Annotated in this window: 14 protein-coding genes and 2 tRNA genes; 2 read left to right on the top strand and 14 right to left on the bottom strand. The window is 65.1% G+C overall.

Features of this window, described 5'->3' with window-relative positions:
* Positions 1 to 108 precede the first annotated feature (108 nt).
* Together ABWY06_RS16635 and ABWY06_RS16630 are read right to left on the bottom strand one after the other, a co-directional pair.
* A complete protein-coding gene (locus ABWY06_RS16635) occupies positions 109 to 384 on the bottom strand; it encodes a hypothetical protein (protein ID WP_353926683.1) in 276 nt (91 codons plus the stop codon).
* Positions 381 to 1,361 carry an integrase domain-containing protein gene (locus tag ABWY06_RS16630; protein WP_353926682.1) on the bottom strand — a complete coding sequence of 327 codons (981 nt, stop codon included), beginning with the start codon at positions 1,359 to 1,361 and terminating at the stop codon, positions 381 to 383. Before ABWY06_RS16630 ends, ABWY06_RS16635 begins: the two co-directional genes overlap by 4 nt.
* A gap of 671 nt (positions 1,362 to 2,032) precedes the next feature.
* On the opposite strand from ABWY06_RS16630, the gene ABWY06_RS16625 reads away from it, so the two are divergent.
* Positions 2,033 to 2,845, top strand: coding sequence for a hypothetical protein (locus ABWY06_RS16625; protein WP_353926681.1), 813 nt, complete (start codon positions 2,033 to 2,035; stop codon positions 2,843 to 2,845).
* A 293-nt stretch (positions 2,846 to 3,138) separates the two neighbouring features.
* Here the strand turns inward: ABWY06_RS16625 and ABWY06_RS16620 are convergent.
* The 8 genes from ABWY06_RS16620 to ABWY06_RS16585 form a co-directional block, all read right to left on the bottom strand.
* Positions 3,139 to 3,214: transfer RNA gene (locus ABWY06_RS16620), tRNA-Thr, on the bottom strand.
* Between the two features lie 268 nt (positions 3,215 to 3,482).
* Positions 3,483 to 4,709, bottom strand: a complete 1,227-nt coding sequence (locus tag ABWY06_RS16615; RefSeq protein ID WP_353926828.1) for a methyltransferase — start codon at positions 4,707 to 4,709, stop codon at positions 3,483 to 3,485.
* 209 nt (positions 4,710 to 4,918) lie between these two features.
* Positions 4,919 to 5,608 (bottom strand): ABC transporter permease, encoded by a 690-nt coding sequence (locus tag ABWY06_RS16610; protein WP_353926680.1) that lies wholly within the window; start codon positions 5,606 to 5,608, stop codon positions 4,919 to 4,921.
* Positions 5,605 to 6,300 carry an ABC transporter permease gene (locus tag ABWY06_RS16605; RefSeq protein ID WP_353926679.1) on the bottom strand — a complete coding sequence of 232 codons (696 nt, stop codon included), beginning with the start codon at positions 6,298 to 6,300 and terminating at the stop codon, positions 5,605 to 5,607. Before ABWY06_RS16605 ends, ABWY06_RS16610 begins: the two co-directional genes overlap by 4 nt.
* 57 nt (positions 6,301 to 6,357) lie before the next feature.
* Positions 6,358 to 7,107, bottom strand: a complete 750-nt coding sequence (locus ABWY06_RS16600) for an ABC transporter substrate-binding protein (RefSeq protein ID WP_353926678.1) — start codon at positions 7,105 to 7,107, stop codon at positions 6,358 to 6,360.
* A 13-nt stretch (positions 7,108 to 7,120) separates the two neighbouring features.
* Entirely contained in the window at positions 7,121 to 7,894 is a 774-nt protein-coding gene (locus tag ABWY06_RS16595; protein ID WP_353926677.1) for an ABC transporter ATP-binding protein, read from the bottom strand.
* A gap of 334 nt (positions 7,895 to 8,228) precedes the next feature.
* A complete protein-coding gene (locus ABWY06_RS16590) occupies positions 8,229 to 8,885 on the bottom strand; it encodes a hypothetical protein (RefSeq protein ID WP_353926676.1) in 657 nt (218 codons plus the stop codon).
* Positions 8,886 to 9,095: 210 nt separating this feature from the next.
* Complete coding sequence (locus ABWY06_RS16585; protein ID WP_502948219.1) at positions 9,096 to 10,157, bottom strand: NAD(P)H-dependent flavin oxidoreductase; 1,062 nt, start codon at positions 10,155 to 10,157, stop codon at positions 9,096 to 9,098.
* A 167-nt stretch (positions 10,158 to 10,324) separates the two neighbouring features.
* Here ABWY06_RS16585 and ABWY06_RS16580 point away from each other — a divergent pair, with 167 nt between their 5' ends.
* Positions 10,325 to 11,197: a LysR family transcriptional regulator gene (locus ABWY06_RS16580; protein WP_353926674.1), complete on the top strand. Its 873-nt coding sequence runs from the start codon at positions 10,325 to 10,327 to the stop codon at positions 11,195 to 11,197.
* A gap of 138 nt (positions 11,198 to 11,335) precedes the next feature.
* Here ABWY06_RS16580 and ABWY06_RS16575 read toward each other — a convergent pair.
* The 4 genes from ABWY06_RS16575 to ABWY06_RS16560 form a co-directional block, all read right to left on the bottom strand.
* A tRNA-Phe gene (locus tag ABWY06_RS16575) sits at positions 11,336 to 11,411 on the bottom strand.
* Positions 11,412 to 11,502: 91 nt separating this feature from the next.
* The gene (locus ABWY06_RS16570; protein ID WP_353926673.1) at positions 11,503 to 11,775 is read right to left on the bottom strand and encodes an oxidative damage protection protein; all 273 of its coding nucleotides are present in this window, start codon (positions 11,773 to 11,775) and stop codon (positions 11,503 to 11,505) included.
* Positions 11,772 to 12,839 (bottom strand): A/G-specific adenine glycosylase, encoded by a 1,068-nt coding sequence (gene mutY / locus ABWY06_RS16565; RefSeq protein ID WP_353926672.1) that lies wholly within the window; start codon positions 12,837 to 12,839, stop codon positions 11,772 to 11,774. The genes ABWY06_RS16570 and mutY overlap by 4 nt, the downstream gene beginning before the upstream one ends.
* Positions 12,836 to 15,046, bottom strand: a complete 2,211-nt coding sequence (locus ABWY06_RS16560; protein ID WP_353926671.1) for an AsmA family protein — start codon at positions 15,044 to 15,046, stop codon at positions 12,836 to 12,838. The genes mutY and ABWY06_RS16560 overlap by 4 nt, the downstream gene beginning before the upstream one ends.
* Between the last annotated feature and the right edge of the window lie 174 nt (positions 15,047 to 15,220).

Here is a 15,220-nt window from a genome sequence, read left to right as displayed (position 1 = left end):
TGGGGCAGATGAAAAGCTCTCAGGAAGCGATTGCACTCATCGCTTCAGCTGAAGGAGCTGGTTTTTCTACTCTAAAGCGTCCGCTTCTGGCCGGTTGCAGACCTTCACTTAACTATTGAACTGCCAGGCTTTTCCCAGGCGCTTGGCGATCAGCTGCACGGTCAGCAGGTAGTAATAGCGCGTCGATTCGGCGCGCTGGCTCAGGTGGTGAACCAGAAACCAGTTGAGGTGCTTACGGTGCCAGGCCCTTGGGTTGTCCAGTTGCCAGCGCTCGGCGATTGCCGCCTGGATGGCCTTGGCCTGGTGGATATGCCGTTGGCGGGTGGCGTGCGAGCCGGTCAGCACGCCTGCCAGGAACAGCTCCATATCGAATCCTTTGTTCATCCGCGGCCTCCGATGTAAGCCGCCACCACGTCGATACGGCCATGACCCAGCTCGTAGCCGATCAGGCTGCGGGCCTGCTGGTCAAGCTGCCGGTCCAGTTGGTAGCAGCGGCCGCCGTTGATGGGCGCGGGGTGGTGGGTGAGCTGTTCGTAGCGTGTGCAGGCATAGGCCGCCCGCAGTTCATGAAAACCCTTGAGCCCGTGCTGGTGCAGCAGGTCGCGCGCCGGGCGGACGATGGTCTGGTGGAAGCCCCGGTAGGTTTCATCCTCAGCGAGCAGGTTGCGGCTGCCCTTCGGCGAGGCCTGTACGGCGAATGCCAGGGCTTCACGGACGTGATCGTTTACCCTGATCCAACGCGGTGCCGATGCGCCCGAGCGACCGCCTTTGGTGCCGTCCTGGATATTGATCCGGCCGAGCTGTTGGGCTTCCCGTTGCAGGCGCGGCAGGTCGACCAGGGTCGCCTCGCGCAGGCGCATGCCGGTGGCCCGGGCCAACAGGGCAATGGCCGCGACGCGTGGCTGCTGGTGGTCGCACAACACGGCCACAATCTGCTGCACCTGTTCGCGGTCTTGGCCTTGGGCCGCCTGGGTGTGCACACTGGTGCGGCGCATCCCCAACGCCTTGCTCGGGCTTGGCACCTTCACCTGTTCATCACCGCGAAGGGCCGCCAGGGTTCGGTTCACGCTGGACAGCCGGTTTTGCGCGGTGGCGATGGCCAGCTCACCCTGTTCAACCAAGTAGCGCAAATGGTCGACGTAGCCTTGCAGGGTATACCGATCGATCTGCCGCGCGTCGTTGAGCCCTGGCCCAGCCGCCGACCGGCACCATCTGACGAAGGCCTGCCAGCGATCACTGTGGGCTTTGACCGTCCCGTAATGCCCACCCACAAACATATCGCGCAGCGCTTGCGGACCGGCATAACTCAGCTGCCGGCCATAGCCGAAATTTCGCCCATCACGCGGGCCTACCCATGCCATGTTCAACCTCCGCTCGAAGCTAAACGCCTGAAGTTTTCCCCACGTCATCCCGCCAAGGATGTTGAGTGTTATCAGGGATTAAGGCCCCTGCGACCTGTGGGGGTGTCCACTGACGCGGGACGGGCGGCTCCTTACGTCCAAGAGCTCTGGCATCTCATGATCTGGCCTCCTGAACACCGTTGCCGGTGGGCGGGCGGGGGCTGCGCTGGCTGACGAGACCGGCGCCGCGAGATCCTGAGCCGGGTGAAGGCAGTAATGCGATGACCGGGGCATGCCTGACTGTCAGTCAGGTGCAGCCTGTGGGCTGCGGCACCATCATCTGCATCGCTGTTGCGAGTGACGGGTCGGCGTTTGCCGCAATGGGCATAACGATTACGCGGGCATCCACCACAAGGGGGCTTGTGATCGTGCGAGCCTCCGGACGCTAATCACATATGGGTCGAACCACCACGCTGTGGCGTAGCCTTCAAGGTTCCGGCTACCTGGGGCTGTCAACGACAGCGGCTTGCAGGTGCCGATAAAGCAGACGCCCAAAGCGCCATCAAACCGCTCACTGGCCATTCGCCTTGGGCCGGTTTACCCTCGGCCGGAATAGGATCGGGTGCGCCACCGCGTGCCGCTGAGGAAAAAGCCGCACCTCTACCTGCGGCTCGCCAAGGATGGATGCAGGATTGCCGTACCATCAGGATAGGGAAGACCATCACGGGCTAAGCGCCGACCGTGACGATGCGGCGCCGGACTGGCTGCGTCAGCGGCAGCGGCCTGACGCAACTGGACGCTGGCTGATCTCACTCGCTTTGCTGGCGCTGCTAGGCGCAGGCCTTTATCAACTGGCCCCCAGGTTTGGATTGGAACAGTGGGTCGCGCGCCTCACCCCGGGGTTGACCCAGCCAGGGCGGGAGGCCAGCGCACCGCTGCCCATCGCACCGAGCGGCCCATCTGATCCGAGTCCTACTCCTCGTCCACTCGACCCCAACGTTCCAAATCAGCTGACCACGGCGTCCGTTCCGGCGGAGCGGTCGTTGGCGGATTGCATCGGGCCGGGCAATGTTATCGACGAAAGCGTCATCCATTGCCGCTACGGCGAATTGCCCCGTTCCTATTCGGATACGCCAACCGGCGGTATGGTCACGCCTGAGTACTTGGCACGTTATAAGGCTGACCAGGTCACTGGTGGCAGTGCCCGTTCCGGTACCGCTGCTGAGCGGGAGGTAACGGCGCAATGGATTCGAAAATGGGACGGTAATGGTCAGTTCCTCGCCGAATGGCAATCCCTGGATAACCGCATCGATAGCACCAGCGTCTGTGCCAACCACCGCCGCGGCTCCATCGATTACCGCGAATGCCGCAAGGCGGCCAAGGTGTATTTCCGCGAGCGATGCCGGGCTTTGGAAAAGCGTTCAAGCGGTGATCGGGACAGCGACAGTAAGCGAATGGAGCATCGCTACTGCAGCGCGGCCAATGGGTTCAGCCCGATGGGGTAAGGGAGCTGTCCTATTTACCCATTTCAGACACTGCCGCCCTGGGCCGTACTTCGGTGCTGAGGCAGGGCGGGACGCGGGGCGTCCTGTTCGGCATTCCCACGCAGAGCGTGGGAACGATCATCACCTGTATAGGTATTTATCGGGGCACGCCGCCCTTGGGCTGTGCAGCAGTGTTACTGGTGATCGAGGCAACAGCGGCAATGTGGGAGCGGTCTCTATCGAGGCGATTGCACGTGGATCGCTGACCCGGGAAACAAAAAAGGCCCACCTTGAGGTGAGCCTTTTTGCGTATCTGGTGCCGGCACCAGGAGTCGAACCCGGGACCTACTGATTACAAGTCAGTTGCTCTACCAACTGAGCTATACCGGCATTTGTGGGGCGTGATTATATCGATATTCCTCCGGCTGTAAACCGCGAAAACCGGTTTTTTAGGCGGTTTTGAGTATTAGCGTTCAAAAGCTTATGCACAAACTGGGGCGTTCGTTCCAGGTTGGTTATAAAAAATGTGCTCCAGGCCTCGGTTAATTTCAACTGGCTGTTTTGATTCAGTTTATTGATTCGCTAGGGCGTGCCATCAGCGGACGGCGCAGGCTGCGCGAGCCCCTGCCTGGCGGCTGCCGAACATCTGTGCACAGAGTTATCCACAGGCTGTGATGGCTAAATGGAGCTCGGCCAATAACAGCAGGTTGCGCGGGCTGAGCTGCTCGTCGCAGAAACGCCCGAGGCGCACTCGATAGCCCTGTTCCTGCAGGTAGAGGGCACGGTCGAGCAGCAGCCAGAGCTCCAGCGGCCGACGAAACAGGCCCCTGAGCAATTCAAGGTTGCGCACTTCGGCCAGGCGCTGCCAGCCGGCGGCTTCCAGTGCTGGCCAGTCCTGCCCAGGCGGCACCGACAACCCGTGCTGGGTGGCCAGGTCGGTGCAGTAGTCGGCGAAGGATTTATCCAGCCAGGCGCTGGGCAGGGAAGGCGTCGGCAGGTAGCACTCGCTGTCACGCAGGCGCCGCTGCAGCAGGTCGAAGGCCAGGCGGCGTGCCATGGAGCAGTCGCGTTGACGCCGTACGCGCGCGCCGGCGGTCACGGTTTCGCTCAGCGGCAGGCCCAGGTCGGTCACCGACAGTCGCAGCGCCGAGGCCTGGGCGACCCTCGACAAGGCCTGGTAGTGCGCCGTGTCGATACGGTTGTAACAGCAGGGTGCCACCGCCAGCGCCCGGCAACCGGCGGCGCTGGCCAGGTGCAGCAGGCGCACGTGCAGCTCGCCGCAGGCGTGCAGGGCCACCGGGGTGTGCCCGGCCTGCAGCTGGTGCTGGACATCGGCGGCCAGTACGTCCTGGCGCAGGTGCCGGGCCGATAGGTGCAGGCGCTGGCTGAGCTGCTGGCCGGCCTCGACCAGCGCGGGGTCGAGCTCCAGGCAGGTCAGTTGGCTGCCGTCCTGGGCCAGGCGGCGACCCAGGTGGCCCTTGCCGGCACACCAGTCCAGCCAGTGGCTGGGCGAATGCTCGAAGGTCAGGCAGCCGGCAAAGGCGTCGATCTGTTGCAGCTTGCGCCCCGGCACGCCGCTGGAGTTGCGTGCCGGCAACTCGTGGCGCGGCGCCGCCGGCAGCGCGCCTACCTGGCTGAGCTGCGTCGCGCGCGTGGCCAACTGGTTGAAGGGCGCCGGGGCGTCGATTGCTTCGGGGTGGTTATGCTCGGCTTCGGCCTGTTCCAGGCTTCGCGCGCGCAGCCAGGCTGCCAGCTCCGGGTGTTGGGCTTCCCAGGGCAGCCTCAGGCAGGTGAACGGCCGTGGCCGCCACAGCGCCTGGTGCGCCAGCAGGAAGTGGTCCAGCGCCTGGAAGCGTTCCAGCAGGTGGGGGCCTTGAAGCGGAATGGCGGGGTACTCGGCAGCGGCGGGGTGAGGGCAGTTTAAACCAGGCGAGACGGGGCGGGAGGTTTTGCCGGCGTGGCGGCGGGTCAAACGCTGCGACACCCGGGGCGTTGAGGGGTGTCGGTACGGCTGGATTCCCGCCTTCGCGGGAATGACGAATGAAGGACGCGCGGTGAAGGGGCAAGCCGGCGCAGCCGGCTATGCCCCTGTGCTCAGCGGCCCTGGCAGTCTTCCACGCGCAGCCAGCGCTCCAGCACCTTGAAGCCGCGCACCAGCATAAAGGCGATCAGCAGGTAGAACATGCCGGCGGCGAAGAAGATCTCCACCGGCAGGTAGGTGCGGGCGATGATGGTGCGCGACATGCCGGTCAGTTCCAGCAGGGTGACGGTGCTGGCCAAGGCACTGGCCTTGAGCATCAGTATCACTTCGTTGCTGTAGGCCGGCAGGCCGATGCGCGCCGCGCGTGGCAGGATGATGTAGAACATCGCCTGCCAGCGCGACATGCCCAGGGCGCGGGCCGCTTCCACTTCGCCGGGCGGCACGGCCTGGATCGCGCCGCGAAGGATCTCGGCGATATAGGCGGCGGTGTGCAGGGTCATGGTCAGGATCGCGCACCAGTACGGGTCGCGCAGGTAGGGCCAGAGCGGCCCCTGGCGAATCGACTCGAACTGGGCCACGCCGTAGTACACCAGAAACAGCTGCACCAGCAGCGGCGTACCGCGGAAGAAGAAGATATAGCTGAAGGGCACGGCGCGCACATACCAGTGGCGCGAGGCGCGGGCGATGCCCATGGGCAGGGCCAGGATCAGCCCGGCGATCACGGCGATGGCCACCAGCTCGAGGGTCAGCAGCGCACCGTCGAGCAGGCGCGGCAGGTATTTGATGATCACTTCCCAGTTCATGAGGCGCTCCGGGTAAAGCCGCGACCGGCGCGTTTTTCGAGGAAGTACATGCCGATCATGGCGCAGACCGTCAGACCCAGGTAGATAAAGGCCGCCACCAGGTAGAAGGTGAAAGGCTCCTTGCTGGCGGTCACGGCGATCTGCGAACGGCGCATCAGCTCTTCCAGGCCGATCACCGAGACCAGCGCGGTGTCCTTCATCAGGATCATAAAGAGGTTGCCCAGGCCCGGCAGGGCGATGCGCCACATCTGCGGCAGGATCAGCCGCCAGAGGATACGGCCCTTGGACAGGCCCAGCGCCTGGCCGGCTTCGCGGTGGCCGCGCGGGATGGCCAGGATGGCACCGCGGAACACCTCGGTGGCGTAGGCGCCGAAACAGATGCCCAGGGCAATGCTGCCGGCGGCGAAGGCGTTGAGTTCCAGGCCCGGCATGCCGAGCGCCTCACCGAGGGCGCGCATCAGGTTGACGGTGCCGAAATAGATCAGCAGGACCCACAGCAGCTCGGGGATGCCGCGCACCAGGGTCGAATAGAAACCGCCCAGCCATTGCAGCGGTTTACGTGGGGAAGTCTTGGCCAGCGCGCCGAGCAGGCCGAGCACCAGACCGAGGCTCAGCGCGCACAGCGCCAGCTTGACGGTCATAAGGGTGCCAGCGGCCAGGGCCGGGCCGAATCCGTGGAGATCGAAGGTCATTGTGGAGGGACTACGTAGGGACGGCGCCGCCCACCGGGGCGGCGCCAGTCAGGCGGCTCAGTAAATGCTGAACGGGAAGTATTTGTCGTTGATCTTCTTGTAGGTGCCGTCGGCCACGATGTCTTTCAGCGCGGTGTTCAGCTTCTCGCGCAGGGGATCGCCCTTGCGCACGGCGATGCCGATCTTGTCGTTGTCGAACACCGGCTCACCCTTGAATTCGAAGGCCTTGCCGGTTTCGCTCTTGAGCCATTCCCAGTTGACGAACTTGTCCGCCAGCACGCCATCGAGACGGCCGGAGGCCAGGTCGAGGTAGGCGTTTTCCTGGGTGTCGTAGAGCTTGATGTCGACCACGCCGGCCATGTTGTCTTCCAGCCAGGTGCCGGCGATGGTGGCGCGCTGGGCGCCGATCACCTTGCCTTTCAAGCCGGCTTTGTCGACTTTCAGTTCATTGGCCTTGGGCGCGATGAACTGCAGCTTGTTGGTGTAGTAGGCGTCGGTGAAGTCCACCGCGGCCTTGCGTTCTTCGGTGATCGACATGGAGGCGGCGAGGAAGTCGAATTTCTTCGCATTCAGGGCCGGGATGATGCCGTCCCAGTCGGAGGTGACCACTTCGCATTCGGCTTTCATCTTGGCGCACAGGGCCTGGGCGATCTCGACGTCGAAGCCGCCGACCTGGCCGCTGGAGTCGATCAGGTTGAACGGTGGGTAGGCGCCCTCGGTGCCGATCTTCAGCTTGTCGGCGGCGTTGGCGCCGGTGCCGAAGGCCAGGATGGCAGCGGCCAGCAGAATCTTCTTATAGTTCTTCATCGGTGGTGCTCCGTTAGCTGTTGCTGGACATGAATTGTTTGCAGCGCGCCGAATTGGGGCTGACGAACACCTGTTCCGGCGTTCCCTGCTCCTCCACGAGCCCCTGGTGCAAGAACACCACTTCGCTGGAGACCTGCCGTGCGAAGTTCATTTCGTGGGTGACCAACAGCATGGTGCGGCCCTCTTCGGCGAGCGCGCGGATCACATTAAGCACTTCTTGTACCATTTCCGGGTCGAGGGCCGAGGTCGGCTCGTCGAACAGGATGACCTTGGGCTGCATGGCCAGGGTGCGCGCGATCGCTGCGCGCTGTTGCTGGCCACCCGAGAGTTGGGCCGGGTAGACATGGCGCTTGTCGGCGATGCCGACCTTGGCCAGCAGGGCCTCGGCCATCTCGGTGGCCTCGGCCTTGCTCTGGCCGAGCACCCGCCGCGGCGCTTCGATGATGTTGTCCAGCACACTCATGTGCGGCCACAGGTTGAAATTCTGGAAGACGAAACCGATCTCGCTGCGCAGCCGATTGATCTGCTTGTTGTCGGCGGCGACCAGCTGGCCCTGTTTGTCGGCCTTGAGCTTGAGTTCTTCGCCGGCCACCAGGATCTGGCCCTTGTGCGGGTTTTCCAGCAGGTTGATGCAGCGCAGGAAGGTGGACTTGCCGGAACCGGAAGAGCCGAGGATGGAGATCACCGCGCCGTCGTGGGCCGTGAGGGAGATGCCCTTGAGCACCTCGAGGTCGCCATAACGTTTGTGCAGGTTGCGAATTTCCAGCGCGGGCGTGGCCACGGCCATGGGGGTTCCTCTTCTTATTCGGATGCGCTCCGGCGGACTGCGGGCCTTCCTGGCGAGGCGCCAAGCTAGCATAGCGTTCGAGCGGGCGCCAAGTGCACAGGTCCAGGCAAATGGCTGGTAGGGGCCGGCTTGTCGCATCGTCGCAGGTGCCTGTCGCGCCAATACAAAACCACACAAAAAAGTGCTGGAAAGATGGGTCGCGATTGCTGCAGCCGGGGCGGGGTCCGCGCTCCAGGGCGCGGTCTATCCCCGCTGGCGGGGCCTGGCGCGGCTCCCCAGCCCAGGCGCGCCGAGGCGCCCACCACCTCGGCGCGTGGGCGCGGGGTCGACAGGGCTAATGAAAGACCACCTTGAGGTCGCGGATGTTCATCTGCCAGCGGTGTTCGGAAAACACCTCGGCGATAAAGAAGCCGCCGTATTGGCTGTCGACCTTGCCGCGGCCATGGCGATCGCGCACCTCGCGGCGCAACGCATGGGCCCATTTGCCACGAACTTTCTCCTCCAGCACGTAGGCGATCAGGCTGGCGTCGGCGAGCGAGCATTCCAGCGAAAGGCGGTACTCGACGTCGTTGTGCAGCGCCGGTCCCTCGGTTTCGGGCCCGTACACGTGGGCGCCGTTCTTCCAGAAGCTCTCCACCGCGAGGGTATTGGTCTGCTGGGTGGCTTGCCCGGGGGGCAGCCCGGTGACGTTGCCGATGATGATGCCGCGGCCCAGCAGACCGTCGCCGGCCACGCCGCGGATGGCAATGGCGAAGTGGCCGCCATTGGTGTCGCTGAAATAGTCCGGAGAGCTGAATTCGAAGCCCAGCACCATGGTGGTGCAGCCGGCGGGCATATTTTCGCCCAGCGGGGTAGCGATCAAGCCGTTCCAGGTGCCCCAAGGGGCCTCGACTATCAGGTCGGCATCGCCGATGGGGCGCGGCTGGCCGGTGGAATCTTCCGGTTTGGTGATGTGGTAATACGCGGATTGGGCGCCTTGGAGCAGTGGCATGATCGTTCCCTCGATAAGTTGTCGCGGCGGCTGACGACGCCTAGCCGGCTGTTGAAAAAGCTCTCAGCGTGGCCGATACGGCGTGAAAACCAGGCTCGGCTGCCTCGCCTGCGCTTTTCAACGGCTTGCTAGAGCGTAGCGAAAACGACCAGCCCTGTGGGGGCCCGGCGCCGCGCGTTCGCGGCCCGGTCGAGGCTGCCGTGCCGGCCGTCAACTGGCGCTGTGCAGTTCCTCCAGCAGGCGGTGGATCAGCTCGGCGGCGGGCAGTTCGCGGGCCAACGCCACGCCCTGGCCGGCCCAGTGGGCGGCGAAGTCCTGGCTGCCGCGGGCGCTGGCGGCGGCATGCAGGGCCTTGCCCGCATCGTAGGCAATGGGGTAGGCCGGTATCGACGGCGCGCTCGTCACATCCACGCCCAGGTGCATGCGATTGACGAGGCCGCGGGCGGCGCGCCCGGAGATCGCCGCGGTGATGCCGGTGCGGCGGTCGCCGACGTTTCGGACCACGTTGCGGTAGGCGGCAGGGGTGGCCGCCTCGGGGCACAGCAGAAACGCCGTGCCCAGCTGCGCGATGCTGGCGCCCAGGGCGCGCACGGCGGCGATGCCCTGGCCGTCCATGATGCCGCCGGCGGCAACGATCGGCAGGGTGCTCTGTTTGGCCAGCAGGCGCACCAGGGCCAGGGTGCCCAGGCCGCTGTCGCCCTCCTCGGGGTCGAAGGTGCCGCGGTGGCCACCGGCCTCGATACCCTGGGCGACCAGCATGTCGACGCCGGCCTCTTCCCCCAGGGCCGCTTCCACCGGGCTGGTGGCGCTGGCCAGTACAACGATGCCGGCCTGTTGCAGGGCTTGGATCCAGTCCCGCGGCGGCAGGCCGAAGTGGAAACTGACCACCGCGGGACACTCGGCCAGCAGCATCTCCAGCATGGCTTCGTTACCCAGGAAGCTCCGGTAGATTTCGTTCAGCGCGCGCGGCGGCTCGGCGCCGAATTCGGCGAAGTAAGGCCGCAAGTGCTCCAGCCAGGCCGCCTCGATCTGTGCATCGGCCACGGCCGGACGGTGGCAGAACAGGTTGACGTGAAATGGTCGGGCGGTCAGCGCGCGGGTCTGGACGATCAAGGCGCGGGCCTGCTCGACCGTGCTGGCGCCCACCGCCAGGCTGCCCAGGGCGCCGGCGTTGGACACCGCGGCCACCAGCTGCGGCGAGGAGACGCCCACCATGGGCGCCTGGATGATAGGGTGCTGGATGCCGAGCAGGGCGGTGGCGGTTTGCATGATAAATCCCCTCGAAGTGGCTGGAAGACGGGCTGCCTGGCTGAGCAGGGTTGCGCGGGTGTTTTGCCGTGCAGGCCGATCGGAGCTGTGGTGCAAGACAGTTCGGCGTGATTGAAGTATCTTTAAATAAGATCAATTAAACAATAACGTTCTTTTAATGAGATTAAAAAGTGGACCTTTCCACCCTCGAAATCTTTTGCGCGGTGGCCGCAGAGCTGAGCATCACCCGGGCGGCCGCGCGCCTGCAGCGGGTCCAGTCGAACGTCACCACGCGCATCCAGCAGTTGGAAAAGGAGCTGGGGGTGGTGCTGTTCCTGCGCGACGGCAAACGCCTGAGCCTGACCGAGCAGGGGCGCCAGTTCCTGCAGTACAGCGAGCGGCTGCTGGCGCTGGCGGAGGAGGCGCGCCAGGCAATGCACCCCGGTCAGCCGATGGGCAGCCTGCGCCTGGGCAGCATGGAAAGCACCGCTGCCAGCCGTTTGCCCGGTCCGCTGGCGCGTTATCACGGCCAGTGGCCCGAGGTGCGCCTGGAGGTGAGCAGCGGTCCCTCGCGTCAGCTGATCGAGGGGGTGCTGGGTCGTCGCCTGGACTGCGCGCTGATCGCGTTGCCGCCGGCCGTGGCGGGTGAAGCGCCGGCGCTCGATACCGGGTTGGAGGGGGTAACGGTGTTTCGCGAGGAGCTGATGCTGTTGCTGCCGGCCGGGCACCCGCTGGTGCAGGGGCCCGACGATTTGCGCGTGCGGACCTTCGCCGGTTTTCGCCAGGGCTGCAGCTACCGCGCCATTGCTCAGGCCTGGTCGGCCGGTGGTCGTGGCGAGCCGCTGCAGGTGCAGGAAGTCGGCTCCTATCACGCGATCATCGCCTGCGTCAGCGCCGGCAGTTGCGTCGGGCTGGTACCGCGTTCGGTGCTGGCCTTGCTGCCCGAGCCGGCGGCGGTGTCCAGCGTAACGCTGACAGAGGTCGACACCCTGTTGGTCTGGCGCCAGGGATACTCGAGCGCCGCCTTCGAGGCTTGGCGCAGCCTGCTGCTGGAATCCCGCTGAAGGCGGACTGTACAACTGCCTGGGTATTGGTGCGGGACCCGCCGCGGTGCAGCCAACTCCCAGGCACAAAAAAACCAGCTCAAGGCTGGTTTTTTTGTAGATGGGGTGCTTGGTGAAAAGCACCACCACTGTATGTAATGGTGCCCAGAGACGGAATCGAACCGCCGACACGGGGATTTTCAATCCCCTGCTCTACCGACTGAGCTATCTGGGCAACGGGGCGTATTAGACGGATTTGGCGCAGCGGTGTCAACAAGAGATCGAAAAATATTTAACTATTTCGGGCGCTTAGCTGAGAAAGCGGTTTATTCGGCGGGCGGCACGTAACCTTCGGCCTGGGCATAGTCTTCGCCGGAGAGGAATTTATCCATCTCGCCCTGGAGGAATTTGCGGTCCTCGGCATTCATCATGTTCAGGCGGCGCTCGTTGATCAGCAGGGTCTGGTGTTTCTGCCATTCGTCCCAGGCCTGCTTGGAGACGTTGTTGAAAATATCCTCGCCCTTGGCGCCTGGATACGGGGGGCGCTCCAGGCCGGGCAGTTCCTGTTTGTGCTTGCGGCAATTCACGGTACGGGTCATGAGGGTTCTCCTGCATTCAAAACATCTGCGGCGCGCTTGAGCAGCTTCTTGACCGGTGCGGCCAGGCCCAGGCGCGGCGGGCTGGCGAGGTTATACCAGAGCCAGTCGCCCTCGGCCACGCCGGGGGCGGTGCCGCGTGCCTGGATCAGCCAGGGCTCGATGGCCAGTTGGAAGTGGCTGAAGGTATGCACCAGCTCCGGCAGCGCCTGGCGCTCGCCCAGGGCCAGGCCATGGCGCAGCGCCAGGCCATCCAGCTCGGCGCTGGTGTCCACCTCCGGCAGGCTCCAGAGCCCGCCCCACAGGCCACTGGACGGGCGCCGGTACAGCAGGATGGCGCCCTCGGCATCGGCCAGCAAGGGCATCAGGGTGCGCTTGCGCGGCAGTTCCTTGCGCGGCTTGGGTACCGGGTAGGCCGTTTCGCGGCCCAGCAGGTGCGCCTTGCAGCCACTGCGCAGCGGGCACAGCAGGCAGCTCGGTTTGCTGCGGGTGCAGAGCGTGGCGCCCAGGTCCATCATCGCCTGGGTGTAGTGGTTGACCCGCGCCCGTGGGGTAAAGCGCTCGGCCACCGCCCAGAGCTGTTCGGCTACCTTGGGTTCGCCCGGGTAGCCGGCCTGGGCGACGTAGCGCGCCAGCACCCGTTTGACGTTGCCGTCGAGGATCGGCGCGCGCAGACCCATGCTCAGGCTGGCGATAGCGCCGGCGGTGGAGCGGCCGATGCCCGGCAGGGCGATCAGGCGATCGACATCCCGGGGAAACTCGCCGTGCCAGTGCTCCACCAGGGTCTTGGCGGTCTTGTGCAGGTTGCGCGCGCGGGTGTAGTAACCCAGTCCGGTCCACAGGTGCAGCACTTCGTCTTCCGGGGCGGCGGCCAGGGCCTGCACGGTGGGCAGGGCGTGCATAAAACGATCGAAGTAGCCCAGTACGGTGCTGACCTGGGTCTGCTGCAGCATGATCTCGGAAACCCAGACACGGTAGGGGTTGATGCCCTGCTGCCAGGGCAGGTCCTTGCGCCCATGGCGGTCGTACCAGTCGAGGACCGCGTCGCTGAAGTGTTCGGGGCTCATTGGTTGAACAAGCCCTTGAGGGCGTCCTTGAGTTCCGGGCTGACTTTGTCGCCGAGTTTTTCCTCGAGTTTTTCACTGAGCTTGTCGCCGACCAGCTTGGCCGCGACCTTGCCCATGCGCTCGTTGTCCAGGCGGCAGGCCTTGGCGCCCAGCTCCAGCGGACCTCGGCAGCGCAGTGGCCAGGCGATGCCGGCGTAGCGCGGGTTGACCTCGCAGGCCGGGTCGGGCATGGCGCCCTTGTCGCCCTCGATCACTATCCCCACGCGGTAATCCAGGCCCAGCACCCGCAGGTCCAGGTCGCCCTCGCCGTTGACCGTCAGGCCGGGGATGCGCGCCTTGAGGTCGGGGTTATGGGCCACGCCGTCGATCACGCTGAGGCTGCCCTTGAGTTCCTCGAACGGCGTATTGCTGCCGCGCACCTCGGTTCCCAGGGTTTTGCGGTTGAGCGTGGCGATACCCTGGCACAGCTGCTGTTCCAGGTTGGCGTCGAGCAGCACGCCGTCGCTCAGCACGAAGTCGGCGCGTCCGTTGAGGTTCTCCACCCAGCTTTTCTGGCTGATGCCACGGGAGCTCAGCTCGGCGTTGAGGTCGAGCAGGCCCTTGAGCGGCGGTTTTTCGCCCTGGGCGCGCAGGACCTTTTCCACCGGAATACGGCTCAGGGACTGCTTGAGCGTCAGCAAGGGCACGTCCGGGCGCCCGTCCAGGCGGGCGCTGACGTCCAGGGCACCGCCATGCAGTTCGCCACGCAGGCTGTCGAGCGACGCCAGGCCCGCCTTGCTCTGGGCCTTGAGTTGCAGGTTTTCCAGGGGCAGGCGGTTGAAGGTCAGCAGGTCGAAGCTCAACCCCAGTTGCACATCGAGTTGGCGCAGGGCGTCCAGCGGGATCAGCGCCTTGTCGCTCCAGGCCTGTTGCGAGGGCGCCTCGGGCAGCGGGCTGGTGCCGCTCTGGCCCGCGGCGGCGACACTTTCGCGCACCTCGTTTTTGCGTGCCGAATCGGCCTGCGGCTCGCTTTTGGGCAGGTAACGGTCCAGGTCCAGATGGTTGCCCTTGAGTTGGACGCGCAGGGCGCGTTTGCTGAAATCGCTGATCCCCAGGCTGCCGGTCAGGGTGCTGTCATCCAGTTTCAAGGTCAGTTCGTCGAGGCTCAGGCTGGTTGGGCTGCCCACCAGGCGCGTGACCAGCTCCACCTGGCTCAGGGCCTTGGCATCGCTCATGGGGGGCAACGTCTGGCCCAGGCTTTCAAGGAACTCGCGCAGGTTGAATTGCGCCAGCGACAGGCCACCGGACAACTTGGGCGCGCTGTCCAGGTCGCGCAGCTTGATTTCACCCAGGGCGCGCACCTGGTTGGCCGACAGCTTGAGGCCGTTCCATTCGGCGACCTGGGCGGCGCGGTCGAGCAGCAACTGGCCCTGGGCGGCGAAGGTCAGGGTCTTGCCGTCCAGAGGTTCGCCAGCGGCTTCGCCGGACAGCTGCAGGTCTTCGAACTGGTAACGCTGCAGCGCACGGTCGAAGCGCAGCTCGCCTTTCAGGAGGGTGCTGGCGCGCATCACCGGCTGGTTGGTGCCAAGGAAGGCGGTCAGTTTCAGGGGGATGGAGGCGCCTTCGCGAATCGCGCCGGTGCTTAGCTCGATGCCCTCGGCGGTGAGCTGAAGGCCGCTCTTGGCGTCGTGGTAGTCGATCCGCGCATTGCTCAGCGTCAGGCTGTCGATGTCCAGTTTGATCGGCAAGTCTCCGCCGGGGCTCGCTGTCGCCGCCGTGGTGTCGGCTGGCTCGGTGGGTGGGATGCCTTCAGCTGTGGTGGCAGGTTGCCGGCCCAGTTGCTCCCAATTGCCGTGGCCCTGTTCGTCACGGTTCAGGGTCAGGCGCAGGCCGTCGATCTTGATGTCGCTCATCTGCACTTCCTTGCGCAGCAGCGGCATGACCCGTACCGACAGGCCCAGCATGCGCAGGTCGGCGAAGGGTTGGTCAGGGGTCTGGGCGCTGGCCAAGGTGGCGTCGTGCAACTGCAGGCCGAGCCAGGGGAACAGGCTCCAGCCGATATCGCCGTTGAGGGTCAGTTCCAGGTTGGCTTTGTCGCGGGCCAGCTGGCGGATCTCGTCCTTGTAGTCGTTGGGGTCGAACAGGTGAGTCAGGGCAAATCCCAGGGCCACGATGAGCAGCAGCAGTCCGAGCAGTACCAGCCCCAGGATTTTTCCGAGCGCTTTCATGGACGAGTCCTTACAAGTGAGCGATGTCGAAGAATTCGAGCAAAGGCGCGAGTATAGCGCCGGTGTCACGGCCGGGTTGAGTCCCCTGCGCAGCTGCGTTCCGTCTGCGCGGGTCGCGGGGCCCCGATGGCGCCGGCGCGGTGCCAATGGCAGGGGCTTGGATAGGCAAGCGAG

The sequence above is a fragment of the Pseudomonas sp. genome (assembly GCF_040514055.1).
In the GTDB taxonomy this organism is placed as follows: domain Bacteria; phylum Pseudomonadota; class Gammaproteobacteria; order Pseudomonadales; family Pseudomonadaceae; genus Aquipseudomonas.
This window is presented reverse-complemented; position numbering and strand designations above follow the sequence as displayed.